The sequence below is a fragment of the Polycladospora coralii genome (assembly GCF_014773435.2).
Classification (GTDB): Bacteria; Bacillota; Bacilli; order Thermoactinomycetales; family Thermoactinomycetaceae; genus Polycladospora; species Polycladospora coralii.
Genome location: NZ_JACXAG020000002.1, coordinates 744,692 through 766,582, shown reverse-complemented (window position 1 = coordinate 766,582; position 21,891 = coordinate 744,692). Strand labels below are relative to the sequence as shown.

General features: G+C 40.0%; 21 protein-coding genes and 1 rRNA gene. 4 read left to right on the top strand and 18 right to left on the bottom strand.

Annotation, left to right across the window (positions count from 1 at the left end):
* From IC619_RS08115 to IC619_RS08100, 4 genes are all read right to left on the bottom strand, one after another.
* Positions 1 to 122: ribosomal RNA gene (locus IC619_RS08115) — 16S ribosomal RNA — on the bottom strand; the annotation flags it as partial.
* Between the two features lie 130 nt (positions 123 to 252).
* The gene (locus tag IC619_RS08110; protein WP_249669751.1) at positions 253 to 795 is read right to left on the bottom strand and encodes a GNAT family N-acetyltransferase; all 543 of its coding nucleotides are present in this window, start codon (positions 793 to 795) and stop codon (positions 253 to 255) included.
* A gap of 100 nt (positions 796 to 895) precedes the next feature.
* Positions 896 to 1,315 (bottom strand): organic hydroperoxide resistance protein, encoded by a 420-nt coding sequence (locus tag IC619_RS08105; protein WP_191140181.1) that lies wholly within the window; start codon positions 1,313 to 1,315, stop codon positions 896 to 898.
* Positions 1,316 to 1,505: 190 nt separating this feature from the next.
* The gene (locus tag IC619_RS08100; RefSeq protein WP_191140180.1) at positions 1,506 to 3,086 is read right to left on the bottom strand and encodes a bifunctional metallophosphatase/5'-nucleotidase; all 1,581 of its coding nucleotides are present in this window, start codon (positions 3,084 to 3,086) and stop codon (positions 1,506 to 1,508) included.
* A gap of 196 nt (positions 3,087 to 3,282) precedes the next feature.
* Between IC619_RS08100 and IC619_RS08095 the strand changes: the two genes are divergently transcribed.
* The 4 genes from IC619_RS08095 (at position 3,283) to phnE (IC619_RS08080) (ending at position 6,637) form a co-directional block, all read left to right on the top strand.
* Positions 3,283 to 4,221, top strand: a complete 939-nt coding sequence (locus tag IC619_RS08095) for a phosphate/phosphite/phosphonate ABC transporter substrate-binding protein (protein ID WP_191140179.1) — start codon at positions 3,283 to 3,285, stop codon at positions 4,219 to 4,221.
* Between the two features lie 81 nt (positions 4,222 to 4,302).
* Complete coding sequence (phnC, locus tag IC619_RS08090) at positions 4,303 to 5,067, top strand: phosphonate ABC transporter ATP-binding protein (protein WP_191140178.1); 765 nt, start codon at positions 4,303 to 4,305, stop codon at positions 5,065 to 5,067.
* Positions 5,068 to 5,072: 5 nt separating this feature from the next.
* Entirely contained in the window at positions 5,073 to 5,852 is a 780-nt protein-coding gene (gene phnE, locus IC619_RS08085; protein ID WP_191140177.1) for a phosphonate ABC transporter, permease protein PhnE, read from the top strand.
* Positions 5,849 to 6,637, top strand: coding sequence for a phosphonate ABC transporter, permease protein PhnE (gene phnE, locus IC619_RS08080; protein WP_191140176.1), 789 nt, complete (start codon positions 5,849 to 5,851; stop codon positions 6,635 to 6,637). The genes phnE (IC619_RS08085) and phnE (IC619_RS08080) overlap by 4 nt, the downstream gene beginning before the upstream one ends.
* Before the next feature lie 81 nt (positions 6,638 to 6,718).
* Here the strand turns inward: phnE (IC619_RS08080) and IC619_RS08075 are convergent, their stop codons facing one another.
* From IC619_RS08075 to topA, 14 genes are all read right to left on the bottom strand, one after another.
* Positions 6,719 to 8,428 (bottom strand): proline--tRNA ligase, encoded by a 1,710-nt coding sequence (locus tag IC619_RS08075; protein WP_191140175.1) that lies wholly within the window; start codon positions 8,426 to 8,428, stop codon positions 6,719 to 6,721.
* Positions 8,429 to 8,502: 74 nt separating this feature from the next.
* The gene (rseP, locus tag IC619_RS08070; protein ID WP_191140174.1) at positions 8,503 to 9,753 is read right to left on the bottom strand and encodes an RIP metalloprotease RseP; all 1,251 of its coding nucleotides are present in this window, start codon (positions 9,751 to 9,753) and stop codon (positions 8,503 to 8,505) included.
* Between the two features lie 15 nt (positions 9,754 to 9,768).
* Positions 9,769 to 10,926 carry a 1-deoxy-D-xylulose-5-phosphate reductoisomerase gene (locus tag IC619_RS08065; protein ID WP_191140173.1) on the bottom strand — a complete coding sequence of 386 codons (1,158 nt, stop codon included), beginning with the start codon at positions 10,924 to 10,926 and terminating at the stop codon, positions 9,769 to 9,771.
* Positions 10,927 to 10,942: 16 nt separating this feature from the next.
* Positions 10,943 to 11,773 carry a phosphatidate cytidylyltransferase gene (locus tag IC619_RS08060; RefSeq protein ID WP_191140172.1) on the bottom strand — a complete coding sequence of 277 codons (831 nt, stop codon included), beginning with the start codon at positions 11,771 to 11,773 and terminating at the stop codon, positions 10,943 to 10,945.
* Between the two features lie 16 nt (positions 11,774 to 11,789).
* A complete protein-coding gene (gene uppS / locus IC619_RS08055) occupies positions 11,790 to 12,575 on the bottom strand; it encodes an undecaprenyl pyrophosphate synthase (RefSeq protein ID WP_191140171.1) in 786 nt (261 codons plus the stop codon).
* Between the two features lie 100 nt (positions 12,576 to 12,675).
* Entirely contained in the window at positions 12,676 to 13,233 is a 558-nt protein-coding gene (gene frr / locus IC619_RS08050) for a ribosome recycling factor (protein ID WP_191140170.1), read from the bottom strand.
* Positions 13,234 to 13,235: 2 nt separating this feature from the next.
* Entirely contained in the window at positions 13,236 to 13,961 is a 726-nt protein-coding gene (pyrH, locus tag IC619_RS08045) for a UMP kinase (protein WP_191140169.1), read from the bottom strand.
* Between the two features lie 74 nt (positions 13,962 to 14,035).
* On the bottom strand, positions 14,036 to 14,689 hold the full coding sequence (gene tsf / locus IC619_RS08040; protein WP_191140168.1) for a translation elongation factor Ts: 654 nt from the start codon (positions 14,687 to 14,689) through the stop codon (positions 14,036 to 14,038).
* A gap of 100 nt (positions 14,690 to 14,789) precedes the next feature.
* Positions 14,790 to 15,497: a 30S ribosomal protein S2 gene (rpsB, locus tag IC619_RS08035; RefSeq protein ID WP_191140167.1), complete on the bottom strand. Its 708-nt coding sequence runs from the start codon at positions 15,495 to 15,497 to the stop codon at positions 14,790 to 14,792.
* 166 nt (positions 15,498 to 15,663) lie between these two features.
* Complete coding sequence (gene codY, locus IC619_RS08030) at positions 15,664 to 16,443, bottom strand: GTP-sensing pleiotropic transcriptional regulator CodY (RefSeq protein ID WP_191140166.1); 780 nt, start codon at positions 16,441 to 16,443, stop codon at positions 15,664 to 15,666.
* 20 nt (positions 16,444 to 16,463) lie between these two features.
* On the bottom strand, positions 16,464 to 17,873 hold the full coding sequence (hslU, locus tag IC619_RS08025) for an ATP-dependent protease ATPase subunit HslU (RefSeq protein ID WP_191140165.1): 1,410 nt from the start codon (positions 17,871 to 17,873) through the stop codon (positions 16,464 to 16,466).
* A gap of 1 nt (position 17,874) precedes the next feature.
* Positions 17,875 to 18,414, bottom strand: coding sequence for an ATP-dependent protease subunit HslV (gene hslV, locus IC619_RS08020; protein WP_191140164.1), 540 nt, complete (start codon positions 18,412 to 18,414; stop codon positions 17,875 to 17,877).
* 65 nt (positions 18,415 to 18,479) lie between these two features.
* The gene (gene trmFO, locus IC619_RS08015) at positions 18,480 to 19,784 is read right to left on the bottom strand and encodes an FADH(2)-oxidizing methylenetetrahydrofolate--tRNA-(uracil(54)-C(5))-methyltransferase TrmFO (protein ID WP_191140163.1); all 1,305 of its coding nucleotides are present in this window, start codon (positions 19,782 to 19,784) and stop codon (positions 18,480 to 18,482) included.
* An 18-nt stretch (positions 19,785 to 19,802) separates the two neighbouring features.
* Entirely contained in the window at positions 19,803 to 21,875 is a 2,073-nt protein-coding gene (topA, locus tag IC619_RS08010; RefSeq protein ID WP_191140162.1) for a type I DNA topoisomerase, read from the bottom strand.
* Positions 21,876 to 21,891 lie beyond the last annotated feature (16 nt).

Below are 21,891 nucleotides of genomic sequence, written 5' to 3'. Positions count from 1 at the left end.
CCCACGTGTTACTCACCCGTTCGCCGCTAAATCCGTACCCGAAGGTACTTCATCCGCTCGACTTGCATGTATTAGGCATACCGCCAGCGTTCGTCCTGAGCCAGGATCAAACTCTCCATATAATGGTGAGCTTGTAAGCTCATATAAAAATTGAACAGGTCATGTGTCACTCTTTAGTTTTCAAGGAACATATTCGTTGTTATCGCCTCGTTGTGACGACAAAAAATATTCTAGCACGCATTCTTTTATTAGTCAATCATTTTTATGATCTTCTCGCAAGATACCATAGTAAGCGATATCTTCAAACTGACCATCCTTGAAAAAATGTTGTTTCAAAACGCCTTCGAATTGCATCCCGTTTTTCAACATAACTTGGCTAGAAGCAATGTTTTTGGTCATCGTTCGTGCAAAAATACGATTCAAGTCAAACTGATGAAATCCATGTTGAATCAATGCACGAGCAGCCTCGGTCGTATATCCCTTATTCCAATATGACTTTCCTAACCAGTAAGCAAGTTCGCCGTGTTGATGTTGCGGTGTAATTTGTAATGTCATACATCCGTATAAATGCGCATTTTCTTTATTCACAATCGCAAACCCAAACATCGTTCCAAATTGTGCGAATTTATGAAGGGAATCAATCCAAGACTTTGCTACACCATCTTCATAGGGGTGAGGTATAGATAAAGTCGTTTTTGCAATTTCTGCATCACCTGCTAATCGTTGTACATCAGCTGCATCTTTCTGATCAAAGGGACGTAAAATTAAACGCTCTGTTTCAAGAATGACGGTCAAAGTATCTCCACCTCCTATTACTACTTCATTTATATTCACGAAAAAAACCAGTAGTACAAACTATTATCATTTACACTACTGGTTTAATCGTAACTGAAGCCTAATCGATTATGGTAATCTCAACTGGAATATTTCCTCTTGTTGCTCTGGAATATGGACATACTTGATGGGCTTTATCGGCGAATTCTTGTGCCTTTTCTTTATCCAATCCCACGATTTTCACTTTTAGTTCGGCACTGAGTGTATACCCACCATCTTCACCTAGATTAAGCGAAACATCCGCGGTCACTTCTGTTGATTCTACTTTTTGTCGTTCTTTACGAAGCACCAAGTTCAAGGCACTATCAAAACAAGCGGAGTAACCTGCCGCAAATAACTGTTCGGGATTGGTTGCTGGTCCACCGGGACCTTGCATCGCTTTGGGCATTTTCACTTCGAGGTTTAAAATACCATCATCTGAAACGACTTTTCCGTTACGACCACCTGTAGCTGTCACTGTTGCGGTATATATTTTTTTCATTTTTAAATACACGCTCCTTTTGTTTCCATTGCAACTCATTATATAGGCGAGTGCCTACAGCAGAATATTTCCGCCGTCTATCTGATTAACTTCCCCTAATTGATCATCTATAACCTTTTCTTTTCTATTTTTGCTCCGAGCAATCTTGATTGTATATAAAAAAGCTAGTGTGGTAGACCCACACTAGCTTTTACTCATGAATCACTTTCCACGTCGGCGTCACATTCGCTTTTACCACTTTATGTTTCATGAAATAGTTTACAATTAGCTCTGACATTTCTGTTGGTACTTCGCGTACGACTGGTTTATCTTGAAACATCAGGTAATTCCCACCACCACTCGCTCGATAATTATTCATAACGACATCATATTCTTTGTCGAGCGCAAGTGGCTGATCTTGATAAGATAGCTCCTCAATTCGATCTCCTACCGGATTAGAAATATTAATCAAATAAGAAATCCCTTCCCACATATCATAATTATAGTGTTCAGGCTTAGGATAAAGGAACTTCGGATTCACTTCGATCTCCGTACCGTTGTATGGTGCGAAGTAACTTGCAGACTGCTCTAATGCATCTTTAATGTCCTGTCCTGTTAGACGTAACACTTTTAGTGTATTGGGATACACATAATTTGCTACAATGTCGCGCATTGTCACATCTGATTTGAAGCCCGTAGCATAATTGTCAAATAATGCTGTGTTCGAGATATCAACCTCTGCCACTTCCATTTGAATATGGTTGATAAATTCAATCATAGCATGTTTTTCAGTACGTACTTTCATGGGGTCATCGATCAACATATTCCCTTCAATTTTGCCAATCGGTTGATCTAGCCATTCTTGTGTTAACGCTTCATAAGGACGAACAATATCAACAACTTCATTATCTACGCTTACACTTTCGACAGATAAAAGTTTCGCTTCTTTATGCATGATTTTCCAGCCCAGTTGATCTCGCTCTAAGAAAAGTTCCACCTTACCTAAATAAAGACCATTATTAGCTGGTTGAACGACCACCACATCGTTAATCGTTTTCTCCGCTAGGGCACGATGTTGATGACCCGTTAGTAGCACATCAATACCTGGTACTTCAGCACAGAGTTGATACCCTTGATTTTCACCGGTTAAAGGTTCAATCGGTTCTCCTGTTTGTAGGTCACGCTCAAACCCACCGTGATAAGCCACCACAACGACATCGACATTTTCTTGTTCTCTCAGGTAAGGTACCCATTGTTTAGCACTTGCAACGGCATCTACAAAAGTAAGCTCAGCAATATGATCGGGGTGCTCCCAATTCGGAATATAATGTGTCGTTAGACCAAGAACGCCTACTCGAATACCATCAGCAACTGTTTTGACGAGATAAGGCTGATCATATAAAGGTTTGCCATCCTTTTTTTTACATACATTGGCAGATAGATAAGGTAGTGCCGCTTGTTTCACAATTCGATCTAAAAAGGTTTGCCCATAATTAAATTCATGATTCCCAAGTATTGCGGCATCATATTGAAGATACTTTAAAATCTCAGGCATTGGATTTTCTAGCTCTGATTGGATGCGTGCGCAATAATAGGCAAGCGGTGTTCCCTGTATTAAATCCCCATTATCTATTAAAAGGGTGTTTTCTTCATTTAACAGTCGTTCTTGCTTGATCAATGTAGCTAACTTAGCGAACCCGAATTCCATGTTCTGATTTAGACCATAATGAATAGGGAGCACACTGCCATGAACATCACTCGTTTCAAGAATGGTAATTTTTTGCTTCTTCATTTTGTACGCCAACACCTTTCTGTAAAATATTACTATATCAAGTAAGCAAGTCTGGTTTTATGCCACTATTTATGTACATTAAATTGAATTGGAAGCAAATGCAATAAATTATTTTATCTGTTATTAACACACATAATTAAATAATGTGTTATATTAATCTATGAATTTATACATTAACCCTTTGGGAGGCTACACAATGTTTAAGAAATTAGTAGGTGTAGGCTTGTCCATCGCACTTGCTGGCGGTGTACTTGCTGGATGTTCAACAGATTCTACAACAAAAGAAGCTGGAAGTTCCGACAAATATGTACCAACGGAAAAGTTGACCGTACAATTTGTTCCTTCACAAAATGCTGATTCATTGGAAGCAAAAGCGAAACCACTCGAGGAATTACTTACGAAAGAACTTGGTGTTCCTGTAGAAGTAAGCGTATCCACGAGCTTTAATACGATTGTAGAAGCCATGGATTCTAAAAAAGTGGATGTAGGATTCTTACCTCCAACTGGTTATATATTGGCAAAACAAAAAGGAGCTGCTGAAGTTCTTTTACAATCTCAACGCTACGGTGTAAATCCTGAAGATGGAGCACCTACTGAAGAATTAGTCGAGTTCTATGAAGCTTTGATTATTACTAAAAAAGATTCTCCTATCAACAGTTTGGAAGATCTAAAAGGTAAAAAAGTCGCATGGCAAGACGTAACTTCTTCTGCTGGTTATGTATGGCCAGCTGTTGAATTGAAAAAAGCAGGCATTGATCCCAAGAAAGATATTCAAGGTACTCCAGTAAAAGGACATGACCAAGCATTACTAGCAGTCTTAAACGGTCAAGTTGATGCAGCAGCCGTTTTCGGAGATGCTCGTAACATTTTGAAAAAAGACCAAGCGAACATTTTTGAAACAACCAAAGTGGTTCACCGTTCTCAGCCAATTCCAAATGACACGATTAGTGTTCGTTCCGATATGTCTGATGAATGGAAAGAAAAAATTAAACAAGCGTTTATTAATATTGGAAAAGACGAAGAAGGCCATAAAATCGTAAAAGATATTTATTCACATGAAGGCTATGTAGCTTCTGATGATAGCACGTTTGACATTGTACGTGAGTATCAAGAAGCAGTAAGATCCTTGAAATAAATATTGAGCCTATGATGGTCGTTCCATGTTCATGAACGACCATTTTTTCTTCTAAACTTATAAAGAAAAGGTTGGAACAAAATGATTGAAATTAAAGAGGCTACCAAAGTATATTCCAATGGGACCGTAGGTTTAAATAAAATTAATACGACCATTAATCAAGGTGATTTTGTTGTAATCGTTGGACGATCAGGAGCAGGAAAGTCTACTTTGTTACGTGCGATCAACCGTCTGCACGATATTACAGACGGCGAAATTGTAATTAATGGCAAATCTTTAACAAAAGCAAATGGAAAACAACTACGCGAAATGCGTCGTGATATTGGTATGATTTTTCAAAATTTTAATTTGATCAAACGGAATACCGTTTTAAAAAACGTATTGTCTGGACGTGTCGCTTATCATTCGACTATGCGCACCTTACTCGGTCTCTGGCCCAAAGCAGATGTAGATCTAGCTCACGATGCGCTTAATCGAGTAGGTATTCCCGACAAAGCCTATGTACGCGCGGATGAGCTATCGGGTGGACAACAACAACGTGTATCCATCGCACGCGCTTTAGCACAAGAAGCCAAAATTATTCTCGCTGATGAACCCGTTGCATCTCTTGATCCCTTGACAACACGCCAAGTTATGGATGACTTAAGACGCATTAACCAAGAACTTGGTATTACCATGATTGTCAACCTTCACTTTATCGATATTGCTCGTGAGTATGCAACGCGTATCATTGGACTCCGTGACGGAGAATTAGTGTTTGATGGTCCAGTAGAAGATGCAACTGATGAAATGTTTACACAAATATATGAACGTGAAATCAAAAAAGATGAATTGTTAGGAGTATAAGGGTTATGAACGAAAATACGATCAAGAAACCCTCAAAAGTAAAGTCCACCCTGACGACTTTATTACTTTTTTTACTCATTTGGGGAAGCGCATACAAAACAGATTCTACTTTTGAGGAACTTTTTACAGGAATCCCTGAAATTATTTCATTACTTCGTGAAATGATACCTCCAGATTGGGCGTACTTCAGCTATATCACTCCTGAAGTACTTATCACCATACAAATGGCTTTACTTGGTGCGACTTTTGGTGCAATCTTGGCCATTCCACTATCGTTATTGGCATCGTCAAACATATTTGTATCGCCTTGGATCTATCAAACCGCACGTTTTATACTCAACTTTTTAAGAACCATTCCTGATCTATTACTAGCAGCAATTTTCGTAGCTATCTTTGGATTAGGGTTGATCCCAGGTGTTTTAGCTTTAACTATCTTCTCTTTAGGGATTATTGCAAAGTTAATGTATGAATTTATTGAGACCATTGATCCTGGTCCACTTGAAGCGATGACTGCTGTTGGAGCAAATAAAATTCAATGGATTGCGTTTGGTGTTATTCCACAGATTGCTGCACAATTTGCCGCCTACTTCCTGTACACGTTTGAGATTAACATTCGTGCAGCTGCTATTCTGGGACTTGTTGGTGCAGGTGGTATTGGTCTATATCTTGATGAAACGCTTAACTTCCTTGAATATCAAAAAACAACTTCAATTATCTTATATACCTTAGTCGTGATTATGGTGATTGACTATATAACCAAAAAAATTCGGGAGAAATTGTTATGAGTTTGCATAAACAACAAAACAAGAAGTGGCGGAAATGGATATATATTGCCATCATTGCTGCGATATATATCTGGGCGTTTTCACAAATGCCTGCTTTTGAAATACAAGCAATGGCGGGTGAAATATCACGCTCGATTTTAAACGGACTATTTAACCCTGATTGGGACTTTGTCTATGATCCCGGTGGTGAAGACTTATTACGTGGGCTTCTTGATACTTTAGCCATTGCATTCCTCGGCACAATCGTATCTGCAGTTCTTTGTATTCCGTTTGCATTTTGGGCAGCACGTAACTTACACCGGTATAAGTTTATTCCTGAATCTGGTACATTTATATTAAGTGTTATTCGTACCTTTCCAGAAATTGTGATGGCTATCCTCTTTATTAAAGCCGTAGGACCTGGTGCATTTGCTGGTGTACTTGCTCTTGGTATTCATTCAATCGGGATGCTTGGTAAACTTTACTCAGAAGCAATTGAAACCATTGATGATGGACCGATTGAAGCATTAACAGCTTCTGGAGCAAACCGTTTACAAATTTTATGGTTCGCCGTTGTACCACAAGTGATTCCGGCGTTTTTATCCTATACTTTGTATCGTTTTGAAATTAACTTGCGTTCTGCAACCATTTTAGGAATTATTGGTGCTGGCGGTATTGGTACTCCACTTATTTTCGCCATCACATCACGTGATTGGGATCGTGTTGGGATTATTCTTCTAGGTATCATCGTTATGGTTATGGTACTAGACTTTTTATCCGGTCTATTACGTAAAAGAATAGTATGATTGAGTATCTTGATTTTCTTCGACATTAAAAAAGCAGTAGCATTTTCAGAACAAAAATGCTACTGCTTTTTTCTTATGCTTTTACATCAATTCTTTCATCAAATCAGGTAATGCTTTACTTAAATCTTGTAAGTGTAATGCATCTCCTACACCCGATCTCCTATTTTTGTATTCAATAATCCCTTCTCCTGCTTTTGATCCGACCGTAATACGTAGTGGAATCCCAAATAGATCAGCATCTTTAAATTTCACTCCAGCACGTTCAGGGCGATCATCAAACAATACTTCGATCCCTTCTTTTTGAAGCATTTGATAAACTTCTTCAGCTACGCTTGCTTGTGTTTCATTTTTCATATTAACTGCAATCAAATGAATCGCATAAGGCGCAACTGACGCCGGCCAAATGATTCCGTTTTCATCATGATGTTGTTCTACAATTGAAGCTACTGCACGGGAAATACCGATCCCATAGCAACCCATGATATAAGGCTGTGTCTTGCCATTTTCATCTAAGATGGTACCAGACATGACTTCGCTATAGCGCGTCCCCAACTTAAACACATGTCCGATTTCAATCCCACGACTAAACTGAATTTGTCCCCCACAGCTCGGACAAGTATCTCCAGTTTGAATATTACGTACATCCGCTACTTCATCAATCTCAAAGTCGCGTGTATGTTGTACATGCCGGAGATGATAGTCCTTTTTATTCGCCCCAACTACCATATCATTCATATCAGCGACAGCATGATCTGCAATTACTTTTACTTTTTTCTTTAATCCTACTGGACCTACATAGCCACTTGGTGCTCCACAAACCGCGATAACTTGAGACTCTTCCGCTAATTCAATTACACTTGCACCAAGTAAGTTCTTAATTTTTACTTCATTGATATCGTGATCTCCGCGTATGAGTACTAAAACAGGGGTATCATCCGCAATAAACAATAAGCTTTTTACGACTTGCTCAGCTTGAATATCTAGGAAAGAAGCCACTTCAGCAATCGTTTTTTGACCTTTTGTTTCAATTTCCGTAAGTACTGGCACTTCAATTTGTGTCCGCTGTCCACCATCATGCATAACCTTTGCCATCTCGATATTAGATGCATACTCACATGATAGACACATCGCCACTGTATCTTCGCCCGCTTCTGAAAGGGCCATAAATTCATGGGTATCTGTTCCACCCATTGCACCTGAGTCTGCCTCTACTGCCCGAAAATCAAGTCCTAGACGCGAAAATATGTTTTGATAAGCTTGATAAAATAAGGCATATTGTTCGTCTAATGACGCTCGATTGGCATGAAAAGAATAAGCATCCTTCATCATAAATTCTCTGCCCCGTAAAAGACCCGAGCGTGGTCTTCTTTCATCGCGAAACTTAGATTGAATCTGATATAGACTGATAGGTAATTTTTTATAGGAGTTCACTTCATCGCGAAGTAAATCGGTAATCACTTCTTCATGTGTAGGTCCTAATACAAACTCGCGCCCATGACGATCTTGTAGTTGCATCAATTCAGGTCCGTAACTCTTCTTACGACCGGTCTCTTCCCATAATTCACTGGGATGTAGAGAGGGGAGCAGTACCTCTTGTGCACCAATCTTGTCCATTTCTTCGCGCACGATTGTTTCTACTTTATGTAACACCTTAAATCCTAGTGGTAAAAACGAATAAATACCAGCTGCTAGTTGTCGTATAAATCCAGCTCTTAATAGTAATTGATGACTCATCATCTCTGCTTCCGCTACTGAGCGTAATGTAGGGGATAGCATATGTTTTTGACGCATGACGTTCCCTCATTTCAATAATAAATCTTAAAACCCAGTACATCCAAGTTAGTCATGTACTGGGTAAATAAACGTTAAAAGAAAAGACGCATGATATCATTGTACGTCACGACTAACATTAATACCATCAGGAGTGCAAATCCCACAAAGTGTACCATTCCTTCTCGGTTTGGACTAATGGGCTTCCCACGAACTGCTTCTATCCCAATAAAGACCAATCGACTGCCATCTAGGGCTGGAATAGGTAGTAGATTAAAAATACCTAGGTTTAAACTGAGCAATGCAGTCCAAAGCACGACCTTCTCAATCCCCTGCTCTACTGCCTGTCCCGTAATACTCCCCATTTGTATGGGACCACCTAAATCCTTAACCCCTAACTGCCCTGTCAAAAGCATTCCGAAGCCTTCCATTATTCGGATACTGTAATCGTACGTATCTGTCACACCATTAGAAATCGCTTGTAAGAAGGTAACATCAGTACGAGCGGGATCAATACCGATATAATATTTCCCTTCACTTTGTTGAGGCGTTAACTGAAATTCCAATGTTTGTTGATCTCGCTCAACCGTTACTGTAACGGGTTCACCGCCACCTTTAGTAAGATAGCTCTGTAAATCTTCTAGTTTAGAAATCGATTTACCATCCAAACGAATAATTGCATCATTCGTCTTTATCCCAGCGCGCTCAGCAGGTGTATCTGGTAATACCTCTCCAACTTTTAATGGATTTTGTTGTATAGCACCTACCATCAGGGAAAATACGGACAGTAAAACAGCGGTTAGGATGACGTTAAATAAAGGACCAGCAAATATCGTCATTGCTTTTTGCCCTACGGTCTTAGACCCGAACTGACGATCTTTTGGTGCAACCTGTATCCAGTTCTTTTGGTCATAATGGATCAATGCTTGTTCATGTAAATCAAACCGCTCTTCTCCTTGATCGGTTTCCATTTGAACATAGAGTCCATCTTCTAAGTCCGCTTCTAACAAGCGCCCTGTCCTTACTTTTTCTGTCATGATATTGGGTTCATACAGATAAACATGCTTCACTTTATTTGTTTCATCAAATGTGAGATAAAGCAGTGAACCGGTTTTAATATCTACCGCCTCTACATCTTCACCTGCCATGCGAACATATCCACCGAGCGGTAAGATACGAATCGCATACAGCGTTTCCCCGTAAACCTTCGAAAAAACCTTGGGGCCAAATCCAATTGCAAATTCACGAACCAAAATACCTGCTCTTTTTGCAAAAATAAAATGCCCCAGTTCATGAATAAACACAAGTATGCTTAACACGAGTATAAAAACCAAGACTGTTTGCAATCCTATGCACCACCTTTAAGCAGTTCGATTAGCTAAGATAGATTGCGCAAATTGACGTGCCCATCTATCTGCTTCATGAATTTCATCTAAGCTTGGACAACGCATATTCGCATGTTTATCCAAAGTACGGGCAACAATCTCTTCGATATCTAAAAATGTACATTCTCCGCGCAGGAAAGTAGCCACAACAACCTCATTCGCAGCATTTAGTACAGTGGGCATGGTACCCCCAGCTTTCCCTGCATCATATGCCATTTTTAAGCATGGGAAACGAGAATAATCTGGTTCCCTAAAGTCTAACCGAGATAGGGATACCAAATCAAGTGGTTCTGTTTTTAAAGGCATACGATTTGGATAAGACAAAGCATATAAGATCGGGACTTTCATATCTGGTGTGCCTAACTGAGCCATGACAGCACCATCGTGAAACTCGACCATAGAATGTATAATACTTTGCGGATGAATCATGACATCGATTTGTTCATAGGGCATATTAAATAACCAATGTGCTTCCATCACTTCAAGACCTTTATTCATCAATGTTGCAGAATCAATCGTTACTTTGGCACCCATCGACCAATTAGGGTGCTTTAAAGCTTGTTCTACTGTAGCTTTTTCCAGTTCTTGGCGAGACCAATCGCGAAATGCGCCTCCCGAAGCCGTAACGATCATTCTCCGAACATCTTCGGATCGTTCTCCATTCAAACATTGAAATAAGGCTGAGTGTTCACTATCAATGGGGTAGATCGGGACGCCAGCCTTGTTTGCTTCTTCCATGACAATATGTCCTGCTGTAACGAGTGTTTCCTTGTTAGCAAGACCAATTTTTTTACCCGCTCTTATCGCAGCTAAAGTAGGCGGTAATCCGGCACTTCCCACTAATGCAGACACAACATAGGTTCCTTCTGAGTGCGATGCCACTTCCTGCAATCCCTCATCGCCCCAGCATACTTTAACACTTGTTGCTACTGCTTCTTTTACGGACAAGGCCGCCTCTTTGGTCGCCATTGAAACTAATTTCGGTCTAAATTGCTTTACTTGCTCGATCATAACTTGCACATTTGTACCGGCTGCTAGTGCCGTCACTTCAAATGCATCAGGATGCTGTTCGATTACCTCTAACGTGCTTGTACCAATTGATCCTGTAGATCCGAGTATCACTACTTTTTCCATGATGCTACTCCTTTACCTACACCCATGCCACCAAGTGCAATAAGATAAACGTAAAAAGTAAACTGTCAAAGCGGTCTAAGATTCCACCATGTCCCGGCAAGATCGAACCAGAGTCTTTTACACCTGTTGTACGTTTAATCGCCGATTCAACTAAGTCACCAACTTGTCCGATTAAACCAACTAAGACCCCCAGTACAATCCCTTTCACATAGAAAGGAAGGATCAGGTGTGGAAAAATCACTTTGCCTAAATGCGGAAATAGAACGAGAAAAACCGTACTTACAGTTATGCTAAATAATAAACCCGCCAGTGCACCCTCTATCGTTTTATTTGGGGAAATATCCGGCCACATCTTTTTGTTTCCCCATCTTTTTCCGATGAAGTATGCTCCAACGTCATTTGCCCAGATCGAAAACACGACTAATAAGGTTAACAGCATGCCTTCCATGCCGGAATTCATCCGTACAAAGCCAATGTATGAAAAGCCATATCCCAAATATATGGCACCAACAAATAAATAGGCCACCTGATAAATGTCAAAATGATTGCGACTTAAAACCATAAAAATTAAATATAGGATAAGACCCCACAGAATCAGATCTCCATTGGTTATAAAAAAACCCTCTTGTCCTAGTTCAGTGAGATTAATGGTAAAAAAAGAGGTGACCATCACTAAGCCTAAAATGACTTGAGATTGATACCATTCTAACCGGTTCATCTTAGCATATTCAATAAAGCCAATAACAGCCAATACATACATAATGCCAGAATACCACCAGCCACCTAGATAGAGCAAAGACAAAAAAACGGCACCTAGCAACACAGCTGTGATAAATCGTTGTTTCATGGTGTATTTCTCCTGTCTATTTAACCGCCCCGTAACGTCGTGTGCGATGCTGGAAATCCTCTATCGCTTGAAAAAAAGCTTCCGCATCAAAATCAGGCCATAGCGTATCCGTAAAACAAAGTTCACTATAAGCAATTTGCCATAATAAAAAATTACTGATACGAATCTCGCCACTTGTTCGAATGACCAGATCAGGATCAGGAATATCTTTTGTAAATAAGTAGCTATCCATCAAATCTTCAGTTACATCATCCGGTTTAATGTGCCCTTGTTGCACATCATTTATCATTTGTTTCATTGCTGAAATCATCTCACTACGGGAACCATAGTTAATCGCAAAATTTAGAATTAATCCCGAATTATGCTTAGTCTTCTCTTCAAATTCCTCCAAGGCTTTTTGCGTTTCGGACGGTGTCTTGCTTTTCTCTCCCAACATCTGCACTTTTACGTTACGTTTAATCAATTCATTTAAGTCCGTCTTTAAAAACTCAATCGGTAACTTCATTAAATAGTCGACTTCATCCTGTGGGCGTTTCCAATTTTCTGTTGAGAATGAATAATACGTTAAAACCTGAATCCCAAGTTCATCTGCTGCACGAATAATTTCACGCACTTTTTTCATGCCTGCTGCATGACCTGCTGTTCGTGGCAATCCTCGTTTTTTTGCCCATCTTCCATTACCATCTGTGATAATGGCAATATGTTTGGGTAAGTTAGAAGCTTGCAACCTAGTAATACGATCCGCAGCAGCTATTGCTTGATCTTGCTTATTTTTTTTTATGGACTTAAAAAATGGCATCATGGATAATTCCCCCGCACATTGTTGCTTAATTGAAAACCTCCTACTCCTACAACCTGATTTGAGGAGGTTTTCTCTATTTTCTTATTGCAGTTTTCGCACTTTATACTTCCATGATTTCTTTCTCTTTATCTGATACAATTTGATCGACTTCTTTGATAAGACGATCTGTCAACTTTTGAATATCTTCTTGTCCTCTACGCGCATCATCCTCAGGAATTTCACCGTTCTTCTCTAATTTCTTCACTTCATCATTAGCATCACGACGTATGTTACGAATTGCCACTTTAGCCTCTTCACCCGTTTTACGAGCAATTTTAACCAATTCGCCACGACGTTGTTCTGTTAATGCTGGAATGCTGATGCGGATCACATTGCCGTCATTATTTGGTGTAAGACCCAATTCGGCTTTTAAGATTGCTCGTTCAATTTCTGCAAGTGCAGATTTATCCCAAGCTTGAATGGAGAGTGTACGTGGATCAGGTGTAGAGATATTCGCCATTTGATTCAGTGGTGTTTCGGTACCATAATAATCGACCGTTACCTTGTCTAAAATAGCAGGATTGGCTCGACCTGCGCGTAGTGTTAGTAAATCTTGTTTAAGTACGCGAATCGCTTTATCCATCTTATCTTGTGCTTGTTTTTGAATATCCGTTAGCATCGTTACAAACTCCCCTTTACTTCAGTCCCAATTTGTTCTCCTAGTACAACACGACGGATGTTGCCCTCTTTGGAGATGTTAAAAACAATCAATTTGATATCATTATCCATACAAAGTGATGAAGCGGTAGAATCCATCACACCTAAGCCTTTATTCAGGATTTCTAAATAAGTGAGGCGCTCATACTTCACAGCATTTTCATCTTTACTTGGGTCAGCAGTATATACACCATCAACATTGTTTTTAGCCATCAAGATCACTTCGGCTTCAATTTCTGCTGCCCTTAGAGCCGCTGTCGTATCTGTCGAAAAGAACGGATTTCCATTTCCACCGGCAAATATGACAACTCTCCCTTTTTCCAGATGACGGATTGCTCTACGACGAATATAAGGTTCTGCAACTTGTCTCATTTCAATCGAAGTTTGTACGCGAGTGGGTACATCTATACTTTCCAAGGCATCTTGCAAAGCTAATGAATTCATTACTGTCGCAAGCATTCCCATATAATCAGCGGTTGCACGATCAATTCCACGCTGTGATCCCTGAATTCCACGCCAAATGTTTCCGCCGCCAACAACGACTGCTACCTCTACACCCAATTCTACAATTTCTCTAATTTGACGTGCAAATTTTGATATCACTTGAGCCTCAATTCCATAACCTAGTTCACCAGCTAGCGCTTCACCACTTAACTTTAATATTACTCGCTTATATTTCGGATTAGACATTTTTTACCCCCTCACTTCTTGTAATATGGAAAAAAAGGGAACACGATGAATGTGTTCCCAATATGTGATACCGATTACCCCTTGTTTACTTGTGACATAACTTCTTCTACGAAGTTATCTTCACGCTTTTCAAGCCCTTCACCCATTTCATAGCGGGTAAAACGACGTATCGAGATATTTTCACCTAATTTTGCAATTTGTTCTTTAACCATTTGGTCGATTGTTTTATCAGGGTCTTTTACAAATGCTTGATCTAAAAGACAGATTTCTTTAAAGTGTTTACTTAAACGACCTTCAACCATCTTGTCCACAATATTTTCTGGTTTACCTTCTTGCAGAGCTTGTTCTCTAAGAACTTGGCGTTCTTTCTCAACTACGTCAGCTGGAATTTCATCGCTATTTAAGTATCTTGGATTCATTGCAGCAATTTGCATCGCAACATCGCGTACAAAAGCTCTGAATTCATCGTTAATCGCCACATAATCTGTTTCACAGTTTACTTCCAACAATACACCGATACGTCCGCCAGAGTGTATGTATGATTCCACAACACCTTCTGCTGCAATACGACCAGATTTTTTAGCGGCTTTCGCAATTCCTTTTTCACGTAATACTTCAATTGCTTTATCGATATTGCCATCGGTTTCGGTTAATGCTTTTTTGCAGTCCATCATACCTGCACCTGTTTTTTCGCGTAATTCTTTTACCATTGCTGCCGTAACTGCCATGATAATCCTCCTTCAGAATAGATCTACTCATATGGTTTCTATATGCAATAAAAGAGGTGGCAAGGGACGATTCCCATTGCCCCTCCCTTTTTAGACGATATTAAGAAGCACTGCTGTTTTGTTGCTCTCCTTGACGTCCTTCAAGAATAGCATCAGCGATTTTACCAGTAAATAAACGAACAGCACGAATTGCATCATCGTTTCCTGGAATCAAATAGTCGATCTCATCTGGATCACAGTTGGTGTCGACAATGGATACGATTGGAATATTTAGCTTGCGTGCTTCAGCAACAGCAATTCTTTCTTTGCGTGGATCGATGATGAAAATCGCATCTGGAAGCTTCTTCATGTTTTTAATTCCGCCCAAGAATTTCTCAAGCTTAGCTTGTTCTTTCTTCAAGAGCACAACTTCTTTCTTTGGAAGCACATCAAATGTACCGTCCTCTTCCATTTGCTCTAGCTCATGTAAACGATCAATACGCTTACGAATCGTTTCAAAGTTAGTAAGGGTACCACCCAACCAACGATGGTTTACATAAAACATATCCGAGCGAATTGCTTCATCTTTTACAGCTTCTTGAGCTTGTTTTTTTGTACCGACAAATAGAACATTACCACCGTCAGCTGCGAGGTCACGTACGAAATTGTAAGTTTGCTCCATCTTTTTGACGGTTTTTTGTAAGTCGATAATATAAATACCATTACGTTCTGTGAAAATATACTTGCTCATTTTAGGATTCCAACGACGTGTTTGGTGTCCAAAATGAACGCCTGCTTCTAATAATTGTTTCATTGATACAACTGCCATAATCAAATTTCCTCCCTGTGGTTATTCCTCCGCTTAAGTTCATCGAGAGTCAGAAACCATATCCGTATATGGCACCTCCTGCTCACTTCCTTAGCGTGTGTGTTTACACCATTCAAGAATATATCACATGTAACTTCACTTTCGCAAGTGATTTTATGAAAATATATTAATCTGATTTTAACTTCTCAAGTTGAATGAGTAAACGTTCATTTAATATCTTAATGTAAGTTCCTTTCATTCCGAGCGATCGCGTCTCAATCACACCAGCACTCTCTAATTTACGCAATGCGTTTACAATGACGGAACGGGTAATACCAGCTTGATCCGCTACACGGCTCGCCACTAATAAACCTTCTATCCCTTCTAATTCTGCAAAAATATGCTCAACAGCCTCTAATTCGCTATAAGATAGGGAGGCAATCGCCATCTGCACCATAGCTCGTTTCCGTGCCTCTTCCTCTGCCTTATCGGCTTTTTCACGCAAGATCTCCATCCCTACAACAGTGGCACCATATTCGGCTAAAATGAGATCATCATCGACAAAGCGATTTTGATAACGGATTAATAATAAAGTTCCTAATCGCTCTCCTCCACCTACAATTGGTACAACGGTTGTAAAATGATGCTCACTTGACCCACCTAAGTACCTGCTTAATTCTAATTCACTTTTCCCATCGATATTAGCAGATGTTTCAGTTAATTGTTTTAACATGTCATTATAAGCTTCAGGTACTTTTCGTTCTTGAATGGCAATACGAGTCATCTCATCATCTAATGAATTGAGTGATATCCCATACCCTAATATCTTCCCCTTACGACTCAACACATAGACATTGGTATCAATCATATCTTTTAGTACTTCTGACATGTCCATAAAGCTAACCGCTTGTCCACCGGTCCGCTGAAGTAGCCGATTCATCTGTCTGGCTTTGGACAGGAGATCCATATCTATTTCTCCTCCTTAAATTAAAGTATATACTGGCTCATGTCGCGATCTTTTACAATATTCTCAAGCCGTTCATTCACATATTGCGGAGTAATTGAAATTTCTCCCATGCCAATTTCAGGTGCTTCAAAAGATAATTCTTCTAAAAGACGTTCTAAAATGGTATGTAAACGACGAGCTCCAATATTTTCAGTTTCACTATTGACACGTGCCGCTAACTTGGCGATTTCCGCTATCGCCTCTTCCGTAAATGTCACTTGAATCCCTTCCGTTTCAAGCAAGGCAGCATACTGTTTAATCAAAGCACTTTTAGGTTCCGTTAAGATACGAATAAAATCATCTGCCGTTAGATCATTTAATTCCACACGAATCGGAAAACGCCCTTGTAATTCTGGAATTAAATCGGAGGGTTTTGCCACATGAAAAGCACCTGCAGCAATAAATAAAATATGATCCGTCTTTACTGGCCCATACTTCGTTACCACTGTAGAACCTTCAACGATGGGAAGTATATCGCGTTGAACACCTTCACGCGACACATCTGCTCCTTGTCGATCTTTCCCCGCTACCTTGTCGATTTCATCTAAGAAGATAATGCCTGATTGTTCTACACGCTCTAGTGCCTCAGAACTTACCTGATCCATATCAATCAGTTTTTGCCCCTCTTGTGTAATCAATACTTCCCGTGCTTCACGAATCGATAAACGCTTTGTTTTCATTTTTTTGGGCATAAATTGGCCAAACATTTCTTGCATATTCATCCCCATTTGTTCAACGCCAGTTCCCGCAAACATATCCATCATAGAGGACGCATTCTCTTCCACTTCAATTTCGATTTCCTGCTCCTCCAACTCACCTGCTAATAATTTCTGCTCTAGCTGTTCTCGCTCCTCTTTTATTCGATATTTCTCTGAATGATCATTTTGGTCTTGTTCGCCATTTTGATTCTGCTGAAAAAACATCTCAAACGGATTTTTCATCGTACTTCTTTTTTTCTGATCTGGGACTAGGATCTCTAATATACGCTGATTTGCCAATATTTCAGCTTTCCCTTTTACTTTTTCTAATTTTTCTGCTTTTATCATTCGAATTCCTGTTTCAACAAGATCACGTACCATTGACTCTACGTCACGACCTACATACCCTACCTCTGTGAATTTAGTCGCCTCCAATTTAATAAATGGAGCCCCTACCAATTTAGCTAATCGGCGTGCAATTTCTGTCTTTCCAACTCCAGTAGGTCCAATCATTAAGATATTCTTAGGCACAATCTCTTCTCTGAGTTCGGGTGCAAGCAGTGTTCTTCTGTAACGATTTCTCAGTGCAATGGCTACTGCTCGTTTCGCTTGGTTCTGGCCAACAATATGTTTATCTAGTTCTGTCACAATTTGTCTTGGCGTTTGAGCCTGAGATAATAATTGTTCTTTCATACTAAATCTCCTCCACACAGATATGATTATTTGTAAATACACATATTTCACTGGCAATCGTCAACGCTTCCTTAGCCATCTCTCCAGCCGATAAATGCGTAGCATGCCGTTTTAAAGCTCTGCCTGCAGATAAAGCATAAGTCCCCCCTGAGCCAATGGCTAAAATGTCATCATCGGGCTCAATCACTTCTCCATTTCCAGAAATGAGAAGCAATTGATCTTTGTTCATCGCAATGAGCATCGCTTCAAGCTTCCTAAGCACTTTATCCGATCGCCATTCTTTAGCTAACTCTACCGCAGCGCGTTGTAAATTACCTTGATACTCTTCTAATTTCCCTTCAAATTTTTCATTCAATGTAAAAGCATCCGCTACAGAGCCTGCAAAACCGACAAGCACTTGTTGCTTATATATCCGTCTAACTTTCTTTGCACCATTCTTCATAATCATCTGATTTCCAAATGTAACTTGCCCATCACCCGCTATCGCTCCAGCGCCTTGGTGTCTAACTGCAAAAATAGTGGTTGCATGAAATGAATCCATCTTGTATGCTCCTTTCAATCTACAGGATAGCCCTGTAGATTGTGTTTACAAATGTCGATTTAATCTTACAATTCCTGTACAAAATCTTGGATCTCAGTAAGAGCACGCTCAGCATACTGCTCAATCCGCTCTCTTTTAGCACGAATCCGTTTCTCTAATGGCTTAAATAAACCAAAATTGGCATTCATAGGTTGAAAATTTTTGCTATCTGCTGTGGTAATATAATGAGCTAAACTCCCAATTGCAGTCGATTGGGGTGGTATAACAAGGTCTTGCTTCAATACAAACCGTGCAGCATTGATGCCTGCCATTAATCCAGAGGCCGCTGACTCCACATAACCTTCTACACCAGTCATTTGTCCTGCAAAAAATAAATGATCTCGTTTACGAAATTGATAGGTTGGAAGCAATAGTTCTGGAGAATTGACAAAGGTATTCCGATGCATCACACCATAACGAATGATCTCCGCATTTTCTAATCCCGGAATCAATTGTAGAACTTCTTTTTGCGGTCCCCACTTCAAATGCGTTTGAAACCCGACCAGATTATATAATGTACCGGCACTATTATCTTGACGCAACTGTACTACAGCATGAGGACGTTCTCCCGTACGTGGATCTGTTAATCCTACAGGTTTTAGCGGACCAAATAATAAGGTCTTTTCACCACGCTTTGCTAACACTTCAATCGGCATACACCCCTCGAAATACATCTCTTTTTCGAATTCTTTGAGCGGTGCTATCTCAGCCGATATTAGCGCTTCATAAAAACGATCAAACTCTTCCTTATTCATGGGACAATTTAAATAGGCTGCCTCTCCTTTATCATAACGTGAGGCGATAAACACTTTCTCCATATTAATACTTTCTTTTTCGACAATGGGTGCAGCTGCATCATAAAAATAAAGATATTCTTGTCCTGTTAAAGCTTTTAATTCATTGGATAAGGATTCTGATGTCAGGGGACCAGTCGCCATGACCGTCGGGCCATCCGGAATTTCAGTTACTTCCTTATATTGTACATCAATAAGGGGATGATTCTTTAATGTCTCCGTAATCATTTCTGAAAAACCTTCGCGATCGACTGCGAGAGCTCCACCAGCAGGAACCGCATGATGATCTGCACATTTCAATATTAATGAGTCCAATTGACGCATTTCTTCTTTTAAAACACCGACTGCATTGGTTAAGCCATTGGCCCGAAGGGAGTTACTACAAACTAATTCAGCAAACTGATCTCCTCGATGAGCGGGTGTCATCTTGACAGGTCTCATCTCAATCAACTGAACGTTTATTCCTCTCTTTGCAATCTGCCATGCAGCTTCACTTCCTGCTAATCCTGCTCCAACTACTGTGATTTGTTCTTTCATAAAACGTTCATCCTCCGTCTAATTCTTCTCCTCTTGATAGTCACATTGCGTACAAGTAATCATGGTTTCTTTTTTTATTTTTTTCTCTACCATCAGCGATTGGCATTTTGGACATGGACGAGGATTTGGCTTATCCCATGATACATACTCACATTCAGGGTAACGTTCACATCCATAAAAAGTCCGTTTCTTCTTACTTTTACGTTCTACAATCTCTCCTTGTTTACAATCCGGGCAAGTTACACCTGTTGATTTTACAATAGCCTTCGTATTACGGCATTCAGGGAATGCCGAACACGCCAAGAATTTACCATAGCGTCCAAATTTATAAACCATGATACTTCCACATTGTTCACAGTTCTCATCCGATTCCTCATCCTTAATTTCAATTTCATCCATTTCTTTTTCAGCTACGGTAAGCCGCTGCGAAAATGGCTCATAAAATTGATCAAGTAGTTTAATCCAATCAGCTGTTCCTTCCTCAATGCGATCTAAATCTTCTTCCATATGGGCCGTAAAGTCAATATCTAAGATCTCCGGAAAAAACGCTTCTATGAGCTCAATTACAATTTCTCCTAGCTCGGATGGAATGAAACGTTTATCTTCAAGCTGAATATACCCTCTCTTTTGAATCGTATTAAGCGTTGGTGCATACGTACTAGGGCGTCCGATCCCTCTCTCTTCTAGTTCTTTTACCAGCCTTGCCTCCGTATAGCGAGGAGGGGGCTGCGTAAAATGTTGCTTGGGCTCTATCTTTTCTCGCTTCAATTGTTGCCCTTCAATTAACCCTGGTAAAAACTTATCTTTTTCCTGTTTCTTATCGTCATTTCCTTCTACGTATACTTTCATAAAACCGTGGAACTTAATTTTAGAACCCGTTGCACGAAATACGGCATTCCCGATTTGGATATCAGCTGACATACTATCTAAAATAGCAGACGCCATTTGTGATGCAACAAAGCGTTCCCAAATCAACTTATATAAGCGTAACTGATCACGAGACAAAAAAGCTTTCATTTCATTTGGTGTCCGTAGAACAGATGTAGGACGAATCGCTTCATGTGCATCTTGTGCTCCGGCCTTCTTTTTTTGTTTTCGTGTTTCCGTGGGAATGTAGGCATCTCCATACACTTCAGCGATGTAATTTTTCGTATCGACCTGAGCCGTATCCGAAATACGCGTTGAATCTGTACGCATATATGTAATCAGCCCAACCGTATCCCCTTTTTTTAATTCGACTCCCTCATAAAGTTGTTGTGCAACAGCCATCGTTTTTTGCGCACGAAAGTTTAATTTTCGAGCAGCTTCTTGTTGTAATGTACTCGTGATAAATGGTAAGGCTGGATGCCTCTTTTTCTCACTTTTTTTAACCTGTTCAACTGTAAAACGTTTTCCTTTGATATGTGACAATAGCTCCGCTACATCATCTTCTGATTTCAATTCCTTCTTTTTACCTTCATATCCATAAAACTTGGCATCAAAGCTATCTTTACCTGATTTCAGCTCAGCTGTTACGGTCCAGTATTCTTCGGGTACAAAAGACCGAATCTCTTGCTCTCGATCTCGAATCATTTTAACAGCAATAGATTGAACACGACCTGCACTCAGCCCTTTTTTTACTTTCTTCCATAAAATTGGACTAATCCCATACCCGACTAATCGATCCAAAATCCTCCGTGCTTGTTGAGCATGAACCAAATCCATATCGATGTGGCGTGGTTGTTTAAACGCATCTTTCACAGCTTGTTTCGTAATTTCATTAAACACGACTCGACATTTATCATCTAATGATACCCCTAAACTATGAGCAAGATGCCATGCAATCGCCTCACCTTCACGATCCGGGTCAGCTGCTAGATACACATGCTTCACTTTCTTTTTGGCACTTCTAAGCTCTTTCATCACTTCCCCTTTACCACGGACGGTGATGTATTTGGGTTCAAAATTCTGCTCTACATTTACGCCTAGTTGACTTTTGGGTAGATCCCTTACATGTCCCATTGAAGCTTTGACGATATATTTCTTTCCTAAGTATTTTCCAATCGTTTTCGCTTTTGCTGGGGATTCTACAATGACAAGTGCATCTGCCATAATCTACTATCCCTCC